This is a genomic window from Flexivirga oryzae (assembly GCF_014190805.1).
Lineage (GTDB): Bacteria > Actinomycetota > Actinomycetes > Actinomycetales > Dermatophilaceae > Flexivirga > Flexivirga oryzae.
On sequence record NZ_JACHVQ010000001.1, the window covers coordinates 2,489,069 to 2,504,416 of the forward strand.

The window sequence follows — 15,348 nt, forward strand, 5'->3', positions numbered from 1 at the left end:
TTGAATCGACGGATGTCCACCAGCGAAGTCGAATCCCTCGCGAAACTGCGGCGATTGCTCGCCGACGGCAGCTCCGTGCAGGACCTGCGGCTGCAGGACCTGGACCTGACCGAGGTCGAGTCGCAACTGATGGCCATCGACGACTTCACCGGCGTGGTGGTGCTCGGCGGACGGATGAGCGACCGGCTGCACCGCCACCTGCGGTTGCACGGCGCCCTGGTCTTCCCGGCGGACCCCGGCGTGCCCTTCGACGCCTGGCGCACCCACCTCTACCGGCCCCGTGAGTTGTATGCCGGACTGCGCGACGGCGGGTATGTCGCAACACCCGACGCCCGCACCTACCAGTGGTCACTCGACCCTGACTCCGAACAGGACGTCTACTCGTCCCTGCTGCGGGCGATCCACGACGACAGTGTCCGGGACGCACTCGCCGAATTCGTCCGCGGCAGAAGGGTGGTCGGGGTCATGGGCGGCCACGCGGTGGCGCGCGGCTCGGCCGACTACGCGGAGGCCGCGCACCTCGGTCACTCCCTCGCGTCGACCGGGGCACTGGTGGCGACCGGCGGCGGGCCGGGCGCGATGGAGGCCGCGAACCTCGGCGCGCTGTGCGTCGATCCCGATCTCCTGGAGCCGGCACTCGCCCAACTGGCCACCGTGCCGTCGTTCCGCCCCGACATCACCGCGTGGGCGACGGTGGCCTTCGAGGTGCGTGATCGGGTCACCTCGGACACCGGGGCCCCGCGCAGCCTGGGCATCCCGACCTGGTTCTACGGCCACGAACCGCCCAACGCGTTCGGCAACCGGACGGCGAAGTACTTCTCCAACGCCCTGCGCGAGGACGTCCTGCTGAAGGTCTGCAACGGCGGGATCATCGTGCTGCCGGGCGCCGCCGGGACGGTGCAGGAGATCTTCCAGGTCGCGACGGCGCTCTACTACGCTGACGGGGCGGTACCGTTGCCACCGCTGGTGCTGGTGGGCAGGGAGCACTGGCAGCGCAACGTCCCGGTCTGGGACGCGCTGCAGGCCCTGGCAGCGGATCGCGTCATGGCGGGCGCCATACACCTCGTTGACGACGTGGACAGCGCTTGCCGCACAATTGGTCGCATAGGTGACACACAGCGTTCGATCGATCAGCCGTCAGGAGGTGACCAGGACCGGTGGCCGACGACCCCGTGACGCCCTCCGACCTGAGCTTCTCGCCGTTCGCGGTCTCCGTGCTGCGCGCCGCCGACCGGCGGATGCGCTCCTCCGACCGCGGCGACATGATGACCCGCTACGCGGCCTGCCGCGCGGCGATGTGCGCACTGACCCGGGTGGACACCTTCTACGTCGGCCACTACATCGGCAAGACGACCCTGTCGATCCCCTATTGCGTTGACAACAAACAGTTCCTGAGCGCCGACGTGCAGCAGTTCGGCCCCAATGGATTGTCGGAGTACATCCGGTCGACCGGGCAGATCTACCGCTTCGGGCAGGACGGCGGACGCCGTGCGCGGATGGGCTGGAAAACCACGGAGAACCCCGTCATGGACGTCGTCGTGGTGCCGTTGCGGCACTCCGAGACCGAGGAGGTGCTCGGGATGATGTGTGTCGAGAGCACCGTCGCGGGCACCTACGACGACGAGATCGTGCGGGCCCTGCAGTGGCTGGCCAAGGCCCTGGTCTGGGAGATGACCCAGGACCGCAGCTTCGCCGACGACCTCGGCCTCTACGAGCTCTACCCCGAGCTGGACAGCACCCGCCCGAGGGACGAGACCGAGATGCTCCGGACACTCACCGGGGAGCTGGAGCGGCTGCGGTTGGCGCTGCGCGCTATCGACCTGCCGGACGACCCGAAGCTCGCCGAGGCCACCCGGTTGATCGAGGACGCCAAGGCATGCGGCGAGCGGCTGCACATGCGGCTCGCCGACACGCTGGCGACGACCCACCCCGACGACCCGGCGCTGAAGGACAACACGGCGGGGCTGACGACCCGGGAGCTGGAGATCGCCACGCTGATCGCCGTGGACGGCCTGACCAATCGCGAGCTGGCAGAACGCCTGTTCATCTCGGAGAAGACCGTCAAGGTGCACGTCGGAAACGTCCTGCGCAAGCTGGGGATCGCGCAACGATCGGCGATCGCGTACGTCATCGGTGCGATTCACCCATCAGCGTCCCCGAAGGAGCAGTGACCGGCTCCGGCGCCAGCACCGTCGCGTCACCCTGCCCGTCCCGCCAGCGGTGCCATGCCGCCAGCACCCCGTGCCGCAGCCATGCCGCGGCGATGAGTATGGCGATCGCGACGACGCCGTCCAGCCACCAGTGGTTCGCCGTGGCGACCACGACGAACACCGTGAGCACGAAGTGCAACGGCCCGACGAAACGCCACCGAGACGTGCTCACCCGCCACGTGTACCACCCGACCACGGCCGCGAAGAGCACGTGCACGGACGGCATCGCACCGAAGTTGTCCACGGAGAAGCCGGCGTTGTAGACCGACTGGCCGTAGACCTCGGCGGTGTCGACATACCCCGGCAGCAGCCGCGGCGGGGCAACCGCGAGGAACTGCACGAGGAAACAGCCCAGGGTGCTGAGCGCGATCGTGGTGCGCACCGCCGGGTAACGGTCACGGTGCCGGAAATACATCCACAGCAGGAAGATCCCCATCACCGTGAAGTGCATGCTCGCGTAGAAGAGGTTCGCGAGTTTCACGACGTCGGGGTGCCCCAGGATGAGGTCCTGCACGCTGCGCTCGTTCGGGAAGAACATCGCCGACTGCACCCGCTCGATCCAGTGCGCCCGACCGATCGCGTCCCCGCCGTCACTGGAGGTGACCATCTGAATGATCTGCCAGAACGAGAAGAGCAACGCGATGATCGACGCCTCCCTGCAGAACGTGGCCAGCCCGGGCAACCGCTTGCGCAGCACCGGCCAGAGCACGCCGAGGACCAGGCCGAGCACCAGGGCCTGGCGCCAGGTCAGCATGAGGTTGGGCATCGAGGAGAACATGGTCGCCGGGTCAGGCTAGCCGACCGCGCCAACGCTGCCCGGCCCGGCAGCGCGCGGGCTACGGCAGCTCGGTCGGCGGACGCAGGTCGGCGTGCTCACGCAGATAGGTGAGGACGGCGTTGACCCGCCGGTCGGTGCTCGCTTCACGGGACAGGTCGAGTTTGGTGAGTATGGCGCTGACGTGTTTCTCCACCGCCGATTCCGACAGGCACAGGTCGCTCGCGATTCCCCGGTTGGTGCGCCCTTGCGCCATCAGCCGGAGCACGTCGGTCTCGCGGGCGGTGAGCAGCCGCAGCGGCGACCGGCTGCGCCGCACCCGGCTGGCGACCATCGACTCCACGACGAGCGGGTCGACGACCGAGCCGCCGGCGGCGACCGCGCGGACGGCGCCGATCAGCTCGTCCAGTTCGCCGACGCGGTCCTTGAGCAGGTAGGCCAACCCGGCGGTGCCGTACTCGAACAGCGCGAACGCGTAGGCCTCGTCCGCGTGTTGCGACAGGATCACCACCCCGGTCCGCGGATCCTGGCGGCGGATGTCGTGCGCAGCGTCAACCCCCTCCATCCCGTGGTCCGGGGGCATCCGGATGTCGCTGACGACCACATCCGGTCGCAGGGTCCGTGCGGCGTCGAGGAGTTGCAGCTTGTCGCCGACCGTGGCCACGACCGTCACCTCCCCGGACTCCTCCAACAGCCGGCGCACACCTTCGCGGACGAGGTAGTTGTCCTCGGCGACGACGACCCGCAGCGGCTCAGGCATCGGCTGCCGCGCCGATCGGAAGGAGTGCCTCCAGCTGGGTGCCCCGGCCGGGGGCGGACTGCACGTGCAGGACGCCGCCGACAGCACCGACCCGATCCGCCAGCCCAGCAAGGCCGGTCCCCACGGTGTCCGCGGCCAGGAAGCCGGCCCCGTCGTCGCTGACCCGCAGCCGAAGGCGCTCCCCGTCGGTGTGCAGTTCCACGCGCACCTCGTGCGCGCCGGCATGTTTGAGCACGTTCGTCAGCGCTTCGGCCACCACGAAGTACGCCGTCGACTCGATCTGGTCTTCCAGGCGTGTCGTGCGCATTCGCTCGCCGGCCTCGACCACCACGCCGATCGGCAGTTTCGCCACCCGTGCTTCGACCGCAGCGAGCAATCCGCGGTCGGCGAGCACGGGCGGCCTGATTCCCTGCACCAGCTCCCGCAACCCCGTGAGGATCTCGGTCGCCGCCAGCCGGGCCTCCTCGAAGGTGCGGCGGGCGGCCGCGGCGTCCCTGGTCAACTGGTTCAGACCGAGCCGCAACTGCGCGGTGACCGCGACGACCTCTTGCTGTATCCCGTCGTGCAGATCGCGTTCCAGCCGTCGCCGCTCGGTGTCCTGGGCGTGCACCAACCGACGGCGGGACTCGACCAGCTCCTCAGCCTGCCGCCTGGTCTCGGCAAGCTGCGCGGCGAGCTCGGCGGCGAAGTGCGCTGCGCGGACGGCGAGGGCGGTCTGCCGCGCGACGGTGACCAACAGGTGGCGGTCGTCCTCGCTCAGCGAGCCACCGTGGACCGGTGGGCCGCACTCGATCCGACCCACCACGTCGTCCCGGTCCACCAGGTCGATCGACAGGTCCACCACATCGTCCCCGTCCGCCACCGCGCCGGCGGCACCGATCTCCTCCGCCACGGCGCTGCCGGGCAGGACGAGCAGCAACCTGGCCCAGGTCACGCTGAGTCCGTCGACGATCATCGCGGCGGCACGCGGGCCCAGCTCGTGCAGGTCGGCCGCGTGCTCCAGCGCCTCGCCGAAGGCACCCAGCAGCTGCGGACCGGACGGCCGCTGCCCGTAGACGCGGGCACTGGCCCACCGGTCCAGCCTCCGGCGCACCGGTGCGAGCGCGAGCACCACGACGATCGTGACCACGACGGTCGCGAGCAACGGCAGCCGGCGACCCGCGGTCACCCCGAGCGCGGTCGCGACCAGCAGACAGCCGACCCCGATCAGGGCGCTCACGGCTCCGTAGACCACCGAACGCCGCACGGCCAGGCGGATGTCCAGCAACCGGTGGCGCAGCAGCGCGATCCAGATCGCGACCGGGACGAAGGCCAACGCGGGGACCCACACGGCGTAGAAGGTGGTGACCTGGATCGTGTGGGGCAACAGGCCGTATGCCGTGAGCAGTTGCACGAGCACCACGTCCGCGCCAACCGCCAGTGCCGCGAGCAACAACCAGTACGTCTGCAACTGCTGACGATGCGGCAACCGCCGATATCGGACCACGAGCAGCGCGGCTCCGACCAGGCCGAACTGGGTCGCCACGTGGTAGCTGACGATCACCGCCGGCGCAGCGAAGGCGAGCGGCGTCCACGACCACAGACCGGGCACCGTGTCGGCGCGGCTCGCGGCATACACCGGTGCCGGCAACGTCGCATTGCTCAGGACCAACAACACCGGCAGCACACCGACGGACCAGCCGAACACGCGCAGCACCACACGCTCGTGTCCGCGGCGCACCGCGCCATCCGGGAACAGCAGGAACATGGCACCCATCGCGGCGGGTCCGGCGATGTCGCAGACGTATTCGGCGACGACGGCCAGCCACGCCCAGGGCTCGTGACCCGCCAGGAAGGTGCTGGACGCGGTGCCCAGGGCCGTCGCGACCGCCATGCAGCAGCTCATCGCGAGCAGCAGGCGCGGAATGCGCTCACCCGCCCGCAGCCAGGTGAGCGCCACGCCGGTGAGGTAGCCGGGCAGCAGCCCGGCGAGCGTCCACACCTGCGGCTGTTTGACCCCGAACGGGCCGGGTGTCCGCACGCCCCAGACCGCAGCGACGATCAGGCCGGCGGCCCCGGCAACGGCCAGCCATACCAATGGGCGCCGCAACGCCGCGGACCATCGCACCTCTTCAGAGTGCACCCGGACGTGCCGCCGGTCCATCGGAAAGTCCACCGGACCGCCCGGAGGTTTTCCTCAGGCGCGGCTGAGGCAGCCCGCACCCGAAGTCGGACGTGCGCTGGGTTCCGCCGAATATGTTGCGACTCTTAGCGTTTCGAGGGTGACCGATGCCGCATCGAACCGAGGAGACAGCATGAACGCCCATCCGCCCGCATCCAAGACTGCCCCGATCGTGATGGCCTGCGCGGGTGCGCTGGTCTTCATCGGTGGACAGATCCACCCCAAGGGCCCGCTCGACGAGAACTTGCACACCCTGGAGGGCAACCTGCTGTCCGACAGTGATCGCTGGGACTCCACGCACGCTGTGCTCGCAGTGGCGATCGTGGTGATGACGGCCGGCCTGGTGCTGATGCTGCGGCACCAGGACATCCGCACCGACCGGATCCTGCACACCGCCACGGTCGTGGCGCTGGTCGGCATGGTGATCTCGTGGGCGGAGATGGCGTTCCACATCGCGATGACCTCCGAGGCGCACGCACTGCTGACGGGTGGGCCGACACCGTTGTTCGACACCCACGTGGTCCTGCAGGCGATCTACACCCCGCTGTTCGGTTGGGGTGTGGCGGTGATGGCGTTGCGCGGCGGCGCGACCCGCCGGTGGGGCAACCCGTGGATCGCGATCCTCGGTGTCGTCGGCGGGATCGTCTTCGGCTGCTCCGGGCCCGCGGTGGCACTGTGGCCCAACTCCCACGACTCGCTGCTGTTCATCGGCGACGCGCCGCTGGGCTTGTGGGCGGTGGCGTCCGGGCTCTGGGTGCTCAGGGCGTCCTTCGCACACTCCCGGCCCCGGTCGGAGGCCGGGATACTGTAGTAGTGGCTCAGGCGGTCGAGGCGGCGAGCTGCCCGCAGGCTCCGTCGATGTCGGAGCCGCGGGTGTCCCGGATGGTGGTGGGTATGCCGTGGGCGCGCAACCGCTCCACGAACTGCTGCTCGACACCCTTGCGGGACGCGGTCCACTTCGACCCGGGCGTCGGGTTGAGCGGGATGGGGTTGACGTGCACCCAGCCCTTGCCGCGAGCGCGCAGTTTCTCCCCGAGCAGGTCGGCCCGCCAGGCGTGGTCGTTGATGTCCTTGATCAGCGCGTACTCGATGGAGACCCGCCGGCCGGTGGTTTCGTAGTAGCGGTAGGCGGCGTCCAGCGCCTCGTCGACACTCCAGCGGGTGTTGATCGGCACCAGCTCGTTGCGCAGTTCGTCGTCCGGGGCGTGCAACGACAGCGCGAGCGTGACCGGGATCCCTTCTGCCGCAAGCTTGTCGATGGCGGGCACCAGCCCGACGGTCGACATGGTGACGTGCCGGGCCGACATACCCAGCCCCGCGGGTGCCGGGTCGACCAGCCGGTGGATGGCGTTGATGGCCTGGCGGTAGTTGGCCAGCGCCTCCCCCATCCCCATGAAGACCACGTTGGAGACGCGCAGCGGCGTCTCCCGCGACTCGTCGTCGCCACCCGCGAGCGCGCCGGCACGCAGCATGCGCGCACCGGCGACCACCTGCTCGACGATCTCGGCGGTCGTCAGGTTGCGGGTCAGACCCCCCTGCCCGGTGGCACAGAACGGGCAGTTCATCCCGCAGCCGGCCTGGCTGGAGATGCACATCGTGACCCGGCCGGGATAGCGCATCAGCACCGACTCGACCAGCGCACCGTCGAACAGCCGCCAGACCTGTTTGATGGTGCGGCCGTCGTCGGCGTGCAGCGCCCGCACCGGGGTCAGCAGCTGGGGCAGCATCGCCTCGACGAGCTCGGCGCGCCCGGCGGCCGGCAGGTCGGTCATCTCGGCCGACTCGTCGACGAAGTGCTCGAAGTAGTGGGTCGACAGCTGCTTGGCACGAAAGCCCTTGTGGCCCAGTGCCTCGACGGCGGCCTTGCGGCCCGCCTCGTCGAGGTCGGCGAGGTGCTGGGGCGGCTTGCCGCGGCGTGGCGCTTTGAAGGTGAGCTGGCCGGGGACCGGGCGACGGGTCGTGGGATCGGGCAGGTCTGTCATGGTCAGGTCACCGCCACCAGGGGGGTCAGCACGGCCCAGGCGACGGGTACGACGACCAGCAGCGAGTCCAGCCGGTCCATCAGGCCGCCGTGGCCGGGGATGAGGTTGCTCATGTCCTTGATGCCGAGGTCGCGTTTGATCATCGACTCGCACAGGTCGCCGACGGTGGCCGCCACGACCGCGAGAGCGCCCAGCAATGCACCGACCCACCAGCGGCCGTCCAGGATGAGCCAGACCCCGAGCGCGCCGCCGACGACACACGCGGTCACCGAGCCGGCGAAACCCTCCCAGGACTTCTTCGGGGAGACGCTCGGCGCCATCGGGTGCTTGCCGGCGACGACCCCGACGATGTAGCCGCCGATGTCGCTGCAGATGGTGACCAGGATGAACACGACGATGCGCTGCGGGCCGTCGTCCTGCGCGAGCAGCAGCATTGCGAAGCCGACGAGTGCCGGCACGTAGAGCACGATGAGGGATCCGCTGGCCATGTCCCGCAGCATGCCGTCGGGGTGGTCCAGCGAGCGCCATACCAGGGTCAGCAGCGCGGCCACGACGACCGCGAACGCCAGCGCCGACGCCCCCCACACGTAGGCGATCAGCGGGATCGCGGCAGCCGACACGAGCGTCGGTACGGCGGGCGGGTGCAGCTCGCCGTGGGTCAGCGCGCGCAGCAGTTCGACGCAGCCGATGACCGCCGCCGCCATCGCGACCCCGACGAAGATCTCCTTCTTCAGGAACAGGCTGAGGATGACGATGAGACCCAGCAGCACCCCGACACCGATCGCGGCGTAGAGGTTGCGCCCGGCGCGGGGCGTCGGATTGTGGGCGGCCGCACCGCCCGTGGTCGCCTTGCGTGCTTCCCGGGCAGCCCGACGTGACCTGGGCTCAGACATCGTGGTGGCTTCGCGAGCGGCCTCAGACCTCGAGGAGCTCGGCCTCCTTGCCCTTCAGCAGCTCGTCGACCTGGTCGACGTGCTTCTTGGTGGTGGCCTCCAGCTCCTTCTCGTGCCGGGTGCCCTCGTCCTCGCCGATGTCGCCGTCCTTCACCGCGCGGTCGATGTCCTCCTTGGCCTTGCGGCGGATGTTGCGGATGGACACCTTCGCGTCCTCGCCCTTGGTGCGGGCGAGTTTGATGTAGTCACGACGACGCTCCTCGGTCAGCGCCGGCAGCACGACCCGGATGACGTTGCCGTCGTTGCTGGGGTTGACGCCCAGGTCGCTCTCCCGCAGCGTCTTCTCGATGCCGGCCATGGCGCTCTTGTCGAAGGGCTGGATGAGCACAGTGCGGGCCTCGGGGGTCTGGAAGGACGCCAGCTGCTGCAGCGGAGTCGGCGCACCGTAGTAGTCGACCAGCAGCTTGTTGAACATCGCGGCGTTGGCGCGGCCGGTGCGGATCGAGGCGAAGTCCTCCTTGGCGACCTCGATCGCCTTCTCCATCTTCTCCTCGGCCTCGAACAGGCTCTCGTCGATGCTGCCGTCCATGATGTCGTGACCTTCTTCTCGTGGTGCGTGGGGGTATGTCGCGTGAGTCTAAACGCGTCCGGCCGGGCGGACCGGCAGCGGCGTCAGGCGCTCACCAGTGTCCCGATCTTCTCACCCTGCAACGCCTGCGCGATGTTGCCCGCGCCTTCCATGCCGAAGACCCGCATCGGCAGCTCGTTGTCCATGCACAGGCTGAACGCCGCGGCGTCGACGATCCGCAGGTTCTGGGACAGCGCCTCCTGGAAGGTCACCGTGTCGAGTTTGGTGGCCGTGGGGTCCTTCTTCGGGTCCGCGGTGTAGACCCCGTCGACGCCGTTCTTGGCGTAGAGGACCATGTCGCACTTGATCTCCAGGGCGCGCTGGGCGCTGACCGTGTCGGTGGAGAAGAACGGCATGCCGGCACCGGCACCGAAGATGACCACGCGGCCCTTCTCGAGGTGACGCATCGCGCGCCGCGGGATGTAGGGCTCGGCGACCTGCCCCATGGTGATGGCGGTCTGCACCCGGGTGTCGATGCCCTCCTTCTCCAGGAAGTCCTGCAGGGCCAGGCAGTTCATGACCGTGCCCAGCATGCCCATGTAGTCGGCCCGGGTGCGGTCCATGCCGCGCTCCTGCAACTCGGCGCCGCGGAAGAAGTTGCCGCCGCCGACCACGACGGCGATCTGGACACCGGCCCCGGTCGCGACCGCGATCTGCTCGGCGATGCCGCGCACCACATCGGGGTCCAGTCCGATCTTGCCGCCGCCGAAAACCTCTCCGGAAAGCTTGAGCAGAACCCGCTGCGGGGTTTCTGGCTGGACGGAAGGATCGGTCATAGGCACGGCCTCCGGTGGTCGGAAAAGCGGTCGTTTGATCCTGCCACAGAGTGCTGCGCCGCGGATCGGGCGGGTGACCGCTTTTCCACCGTGCGCCCGGGTCGGCATTACATACTGAACCGATGGGGAGCACCGGTACGGCACAGAGCGACATCAGCAAGCAGGCGGACGCGGACAGCGAGGACCGCAAGCTTCGCAAGGAGCTGGGGCTCTGGTCCCTGATGGCGGCCGGTGTCGGCAGCGTGATCGGCTCCGGCTGGCTGTTCTCCTCGATGTATGCCGCCCAGACGGCAGGTCCGGCCGCCATCATCGCGTGGATCATCGCCGGTGCGCTGATGCTGATGATCGCGCTGGTGTTCGCCGAGCTCGGCATGGTGCGCCCCGAGTCCGGCGGGCTGGTGCGGTACCCGCTCTACTCCAACGGGCGGCTCGCCGCCAGCATCGTCGGCTGGGCGATGTGGCTGGCGTACGTCGCGAACCCGCCCAGCGAGGCGGCCGCCGTGGTGCAGTACGCCTCGAAGTGGTGGCACGGCGTCTACGACTCCGGCGCCGGCAAGCTGACCGCGCTGGGGACGCTGGTGGCGGTGCTCCTGATGGCCCTGTTCGTCATACTCAACTACTTCGGCGTCAAGTCGTTCGCCCGGTCCAACAACATCGTCACGGCGGTGAAGATCTGTATCCCGATCATCACCGTGATCCTGTTGCTCGCCAGCGGTTTCGGCGCGAACGACAAGGCCGGCGGCCTCAGCCACAACATCAGTGCGCACGGCTTCGCGCCCTACGGCATCAGCGCCGCGTTCAGCGCGATCGCGTCCGGCGGCCTGGTGTTCGCCTACACCGGCTTCCGCAACGTGATCGAGCTGTCCGGGGAGGCGGCGAACGCACGCCGTGACATCCCCCGCGCGATGGTCGTCACCATCGGCTTCACGATCGTGCTCTACCTGGGCCTGCAGTTGGGTTACCTGGGCTCGCTGCCGGGCAGCGAACTGGCGGGCGCGACCGGCTGGCACGGCGTCAACCTGGACTCCCCGTTCGCCGACCTGGCCAAGATGCTCGGGTTCACCTGGCTGTCCTGGCTGCTGATCGCGGACTCCTCGATCTCGCCCTCCGGCAGCGGCATCGTCTACACCGCGGCCAACGCCCGCAACGTCTTCGGGCTGGCCAAGAACGGCTTCTTCCCGCGCGCGGTGATGAAGGTCAGTGACAAGACCGGGGTCCCGGTCGTCGCCATGCTGGTCAACTTCGTGCTCGGCGCGGCGATGATGATCCTGCTGCCCAGCTGGCACGACATCGTCGAGGTGCTCAGCGCCCTGGTGGCGATGACGTTCTCGATCGGGTCGGTGTCGCTGCTGGTCTTCCGCAACGTCGGCCTCGGCGGCCGGTCGCAGCGGCTGCGCGGCATGCCGGTCGTCGCACCGATCGCGTTCATGGTCAGCTCGCTGGTGATCCTGTGGACCGACTGGGACACCCTGCTCAAGACGCTCATCCCGATCGGCATCGGGCTGGTGTGGTTCGCCGTCTCGTTCATCCGCGGCCAGCGCGACTCCGGCGACCTCAACGGCGGCATCTGGCTGGTGGTCTACCTGATCTTCACCTACGGCGTCGCCTCGTTGGGCACGTACGGCGGGTCCCGCGCGATCCCCGCCCCGTGGGACTCCGTCATCGTCGCCGTGGGTGCCCTGTTCCTCTACTGGTGGGGCGTGCGCGCCGGCACGACGTACCTGTCGGGCCACGAGCGGTTGCTCGAGGTCCTGCGCAGCCGGGCCGGTGACGACACCGACATCCTGAGCAAGGTCGAACCCACGGACTGATGGACCCCACCGACCCGGGCTCCGTCGCGGAGCGGCCCCCGCTGCGCTTCGGCGCGAACTACGTCCCCTCGCACGGCTGGTTCTACAGCTGCTCGACTTCGACCCGGGCGCCGCGGAGGCGGACCTGACCGACCTGGCCGGGCTCGGGATGGACCACGTGCGGATCTTCCCCGTCTGGCCGTGGATCCAGCCGGGCCGAGGGCACCTGCGCTCGTCGGCCGTGGACGACGTGCGGCAGCTGGTCCGCATCGCGGCGAGGCTGGGCCTCGACGTGTGCGTCGACCTGGTCCAGGGCCATCTGTCCAGTTTCGACTTCGTGCCGTCCTGGGCGCTGACCTGGCACCGGGCGAGCGTCTTCGAGGACCGCCGCGTGCGCGACGGCCTGCGGGCCTATGTGACCGCCATGGTCGATGAACTCGCCGGTGAACCGGGCGTTTTCGCGTTCACCCTGGGCAACGAGGTCAACAACCTGTGGCCGGCGAACCCGACGTCGGTCGATGCGTCCACCGGCTGGGCGGCGGAGCTGGTCGAGGTCGTGCGGGAGCACGCCCGCACCGGTCAACAGGTGATCCACTCGCTGTTCGACGACGCGTTCTACGCACCCGATCACCCCTTCGGGCCGCAGGACGTCGTGCGTCTCGGTGACGTGTCGTCGGTGCACTCGTGGGTGTTCAACGGGACGTCGGCGGTGGACGGGCCGCTCGGTCCCGCGACGACGAGTCACGCGGCGTACCTGGCCGAGCTCGCGGTGGCCTGCGGCGGCCCGGACCGGCCGGTATGGTTGCAGGAGGTCGGTGCACCGCTGCCGGACGTGCCGCTCGAGCACGCAGCCGAATTCGTCCGCCGCACCGTGGCATCGGTGACCGCGCTCCCCCAGCTCGTCGGCATCACCTGGTGGTGCTCGCACGACGTCGACCGCCGTCAGCTGGACTTCCCCGACCGGGAGTACGACCTCGGCCTCTTCACGGTCGACCACCGCGCCAAACCGGCCGCGGACGCGCTGCGGGCCGCGATCGCCCGCGCCCGCGAGGCCAGGCCGGCCGCCGCGCCGCGGCCGGTCCTGACTGCACCGGACGACATCCTGCGACACCCGCGCAGCCGCGGATCCGTCGCTCCTGGAAGCGAATTCCACCGTGCCTGGGTCGCTGCCGGCCGGCAGCCCGACGGCAGCGTCATACCCGCCAGGATTCAACTCCCCTGACACGCGAAGAATCCGGCTGCCCCGAACCTGAGGTGGGACAGCCGGATTCGTGATCGGTGCGGGCGTCAGCCCTCCTTCTCGTGCTCCTTCTCCGATGCGGCGCGGGACGCGATCTCGTTGACGACCGAGGGGTCCGCCAGCGTCGTGGTGTCGCCCAGCTCGCGGTTCTCGGCGACGTCCTTGAGCAGGCGGCGCATGATCTTGCCCGAGCGGGTCATCGGCAGCGAGTCCGCGAAGACGACATTGGCGGGCTTGGCGATCGGACCGATCTCGGTGCCGACGTGCTCACGCAACTCGGCCAGCTTCTCGGTGCTGCCCTCGGCCCCGTCGCGCAACGTCACGTAGGCCACGATCGCCTGCCCGGTCGTCGGATCCGAGCGGCTCACCACGGCCGCCTGGGCGACGTCCGGGTGGCTCACCAGCGCCGACTCGACCTCGATCGTCGACAGGCGGTGACCGGAGACGTTCATCACGTCGTCGATGCGGCCCATCATCCAGAAGTCGCCGTCGGCGTCGATCCGCGAGCCGTCACCGGCCAGGTAGGCGTCCGGGAACTTGCTCCAGTAGGTCTCCCGGAAGCGGTCGTCGTCGTTCAGCAGCCCGCGGAACATCGCCGGCCACGGCTCCTTGACCACCATGTAGCCGGCGCCGTCACCCGGCGCGATCTCGTGACCCTCCTCGTCATACACCGCGGCCTTGACACCGATGAACGGCTTGGTGGCCGACCCCGGCTTCAGCGTGGTCAGGCCGGGCAGCGGGGTCACCAGGATCATGCCGTTCTCGGTCTGCCACCAGGTGTCGACCACCGGGCACTTGCCGCCACCGACGTTGTCGCGGTACCAGACCCACGCCTCCGGGTTGATCGGCTCACCGACCGAACCGAGCACCTTCAGCGACGACAGATCGTGGCCCTGCAACTGGTCGGTGCCCCACTTCATGTGGGTGCGGATCGTGGTGGGCGCGGTGTACAGGACGGTGACCTTGTAGCGCTCGATGATCTGCCACCAGCGTGACTTGTCCGGGAAGTCCGGTGTGCCCTCGTACATCACGCTCGTGCTGGCGTTGACCAGCGGCCCGAACACGATGTAGCTGTGCCCGGTGATCCAGCCGATGTCGGCGGCACACCAGTAGACGCTCTCCGGCTTGATGTCGAACACGTAGTGATGGGTCGTCGACGTGCCGGCCAGGTAACCGGCGGTCGTGTGCAGGATGCCCTTGGGCTTGCCCGTCGTACCCGAGGAGAACATCAGGAAGAACAGGTCCTCCGAATCCATCGGCTCGCACGGACAGGACGCCGGGTCGTCGCTCTGGGAGTCGACCACGTCGTGCCACCACTTGTCGCGGCCGTCGGTCATCGGGACCTCGGTGCCGGTGCGGCGCACGGTGATGCTCGTCTTCACCGTGGGTGCCATGGCCATCGCCTCGTCGGCGGTCGGCTTCAGCGGGCTCGGCGCACCGCGGCGGTTGGCGGCGTCCTGGGTGATCAGGTATTCACACCCCATCTCGACCATCCGGGAGCCGAGCGCGTTGGCGGAGAACCCACCGAACACGAAGGTGAACGGCGCACCCAGCCGGGCCAGCGCCAGCAACGTCACCGGGGCCTCGGGGATCATGCCCATGTAGACGGCGACCTTGGTGCCCTTGCCGATCCCCAGGCTCTTGAAGCCGTTCGCGGCCTTGACCACCCGGGACTGCAGGTCGGCGTAGGTGATCGTCAGCCGGTCGTCGACCGGCTCGCCCTCCCAGTAGTAGGCGACCTTGTCGCCCAGGCCGTTCTCCACATGCCGGTCCACGCAGTTGTAGCAGGCGTTCAACTTCCCGCCGAGATACCACTTGGCGTAGGGACGGTCCCACTCCTTCAACGTGGTGAAATCGGTGAACCAGCTCAGCCGCTCACGGCCCTCACGCTCCCAGAACTCGTCCGGATCCTGGTCGTAGAACCCCGGCTTGGCGTTCGCCTGCTCGGTGAAGGCGGGGTCCGGCGGGTAGGTGCGCGACTCCTGCATGAGCGCGTCGATGTTCTGGTTCTCGCTAGCTTGCGCCATCGTTTGTCTCCTTGTGTTCAGTCGTCAGTGGACCGAGTGGGCGTGGGCGACACCTCTCACTCAATCACTCACCGGGCGGGAATGCTGCCGAAGTCGCGACCTTCGC

General features: G+C 69.1%; 13 protein-coding genes. 5 read left to right on the forward strand and 8 right to left on the reverse strand.

Going from position 1 to position 15,348, the window contains the following annotated elements:
- The first annotated feature begins 12 nt into the window (after positions 1-12).
- Both FHU39_RS11755 and FHU39_RS11760 read left to right on the forward strand, forming a co-directional pair.
- The gene (locus FHU39_RS11755) at positions 13-1,176 is read left to right on the forward strand and encodes an LOG family protein (RefSeq protein ID WP_183320531.1); all 1,164 of its coding nucleotides are present in this window, start codon (positions 13-15) and stop codon (positions 1,174-1,176) included.
- Positions 1,158-2,171 carry a helix-turn-helix transcriptional regulator gene (locus tag FHU39_RS11760; protein ID WP_343065837.1) on the forward strand — a complete coding sequence of 338 codons (1,014 nt, stop codon included), beginning with the start codon at positions 1,158-1,160 and terminating at the stop codon, positions 2,169-2,171. The genes FHU39_RS11755 and FHU39_RS11760 overlap by 19 nt, the downstream gene beginning before the upstream one ends.
- On the opposite strand, the gene FHU39_RS11765 is transcribed toward FHU39_RS11760, so the two are convergent.
- From FHU39_RS11765 to FHU39_RS11775, 3 genes are all read right to left on the reverse strand, one after another.
- The gene (locus FHU39_RS11765) at positions 2,128-2,976 is read right to left on the reverse strand and encodes a phosphatase PAP2 family protein (RefSeq protein WP_183320533.1); all 849 of its coding nucleotides are present in this window, start codon (positions 2,974-2,976) and stop codon (positions 2,128-2,130) included. The genes FHU39_RS11760 and FHU39_RS11765 overlap by 44 nt on opposite strands.
- A 70-nt stretch (positions 2,977-3,046) precedes the next feature.
- Positions 3,047-3,745: a response regulator transcription factor gene (locus tag FHU39_RS11770; protein ID WP_183320534.1), complete on the reverse strand. Its 699-nt coding sequence runs from the start codon at positions 3,743-3,745 to the stop codon at positions 3,047-3,049.
- A complete protein-coding gene (locus FHU39_RS11775; RefSeq protein ID WP_183320536.1) occupies positions 3,738-5,888 on the reverse strand; it encodes a sensor histidine kinase in 2,151 nt (716 codons plus the stop codon). The genes FHU39_RS11770 and FHU39_RS11775 overlap by 8 nt, the downstream gene beginning before the upstream one ends.
- A 151-nt stretch (positions 5,889-6,039) precedes the next feature.
- Between FHU39_RS11775 and FHU39_RS11780 the strand changes: the two genes are divergently transcribed.
- Positions 6,040-6,717 (forward strand): hypothetical protein, encoded by a 678-nt coding sequence (locus FHU39_RS11780; protein ID WP_183320538.1) that lies wholly within the window; start codon positions 6,040-6,042, stop codon positions 6,715-6,717.
- A 7-nt stretch (positions 6,718-6,724) separates the two neighbouring features.
- Here FHU39_RS11780 and rlmN read toward each other — a convergent pair whose 3' ends face one another.
- From rlmN to pyrH, 4 genes are all read right to left on the reverse strand, one after another.
- Entirely contained in the window at positions 6,725-7,888 is a 1,164-nt protein-coding gene (gene rlmN / locus FHU39_RS11785) for a dual-specificity RNA methyltransferase RlmN (RefSeq protein ID WP_183320540.1), read from the reverse strand.
- Positions 7,889-7,890: 2 nt separating this feature from the next.
- Positions 7,891-8,781: a phosphatidate cytidylyltransferase gene (locus FHU39_RS11790; protein ID WP_183320542.1), complete on the reverse strand. Its 891-nt coding sequence runs from the start codon at positions 8,779-8,781 to the stop codon at positions 7,891-7,893.
- 22 nt (positions 8,782-8,803) lie between these two features.
- Positions 8,804-9,370 carry a ribosome recycling factor gene (gene frr / locus FHU39_RS11795; RefSeq protein WP_183320544.1) on the reverse strand — a complete coding sequence of 189 codons (567 nt, stop codon included), beginning with the start codon at positions 9,368-9,370 and terminating at the stop codon, positions 8,804-8,806.
- An 83-nt stretch (positions 9,371-9,453) separates the two neighbouring features.
- Entirely contained in the window at positions 9,454-10,185 is a 732-nt protein-coding gene (gene pyrH, locus FHU39_RS11800; RefSeq protein ID WP_183320546.1) for a UMP kinase, read from the reverse strand.
- Between the two features lie 122 nt (positions 10,186-10,307).
- Here pyrH and FHU39_RS11805 point away from each other — a divergent pair, with 122 nt between their 5' ends.
- The gene (locus FHU39_RS11805) at positions 10,308-11,996 is read left to right on the forward strand and encodes an APC family permease (protein ID WP_183320547.1); all 1,689 of its coding nucleotides are present in this window, start codon (positions 10,308-10,310) and stop codon (positions 11,994-11,996) included.
- A gap of 157 nt (positions 11,997-12,153) precedes the next feature.
- The gene (locus FHU39_RS11810) at positions 12,154-13,197 is read left to right on the forward strand and encodes a glycoside hydrolase 5 family protein (RefSeq protein WP_343065838.1); all 1,044 of its coding nucleotides are present in this window, start codon (positions 12,154-12,156) and stop codon (positions 13,195-13,197) included.
- Positions 13,198-13,262: 65 nt separating this feature from the next.
- Here FHU39_RS11810 and acs read toward each other — a convergent pair whose 3' ends face one another.
- Positions 13,263-15,242, reverse strand: a complete 1,980-nt coding sequence (gene acs / locus FHU39_RS11815; RefSeq protein WP_183320549.1) for an acetate--CoA ligase — start codon at positions 15,240-15,242, stop codon at positions 13,263-13,265.
- Positions 15,243-15,348 lie beyond the last annotated feature (106 nt).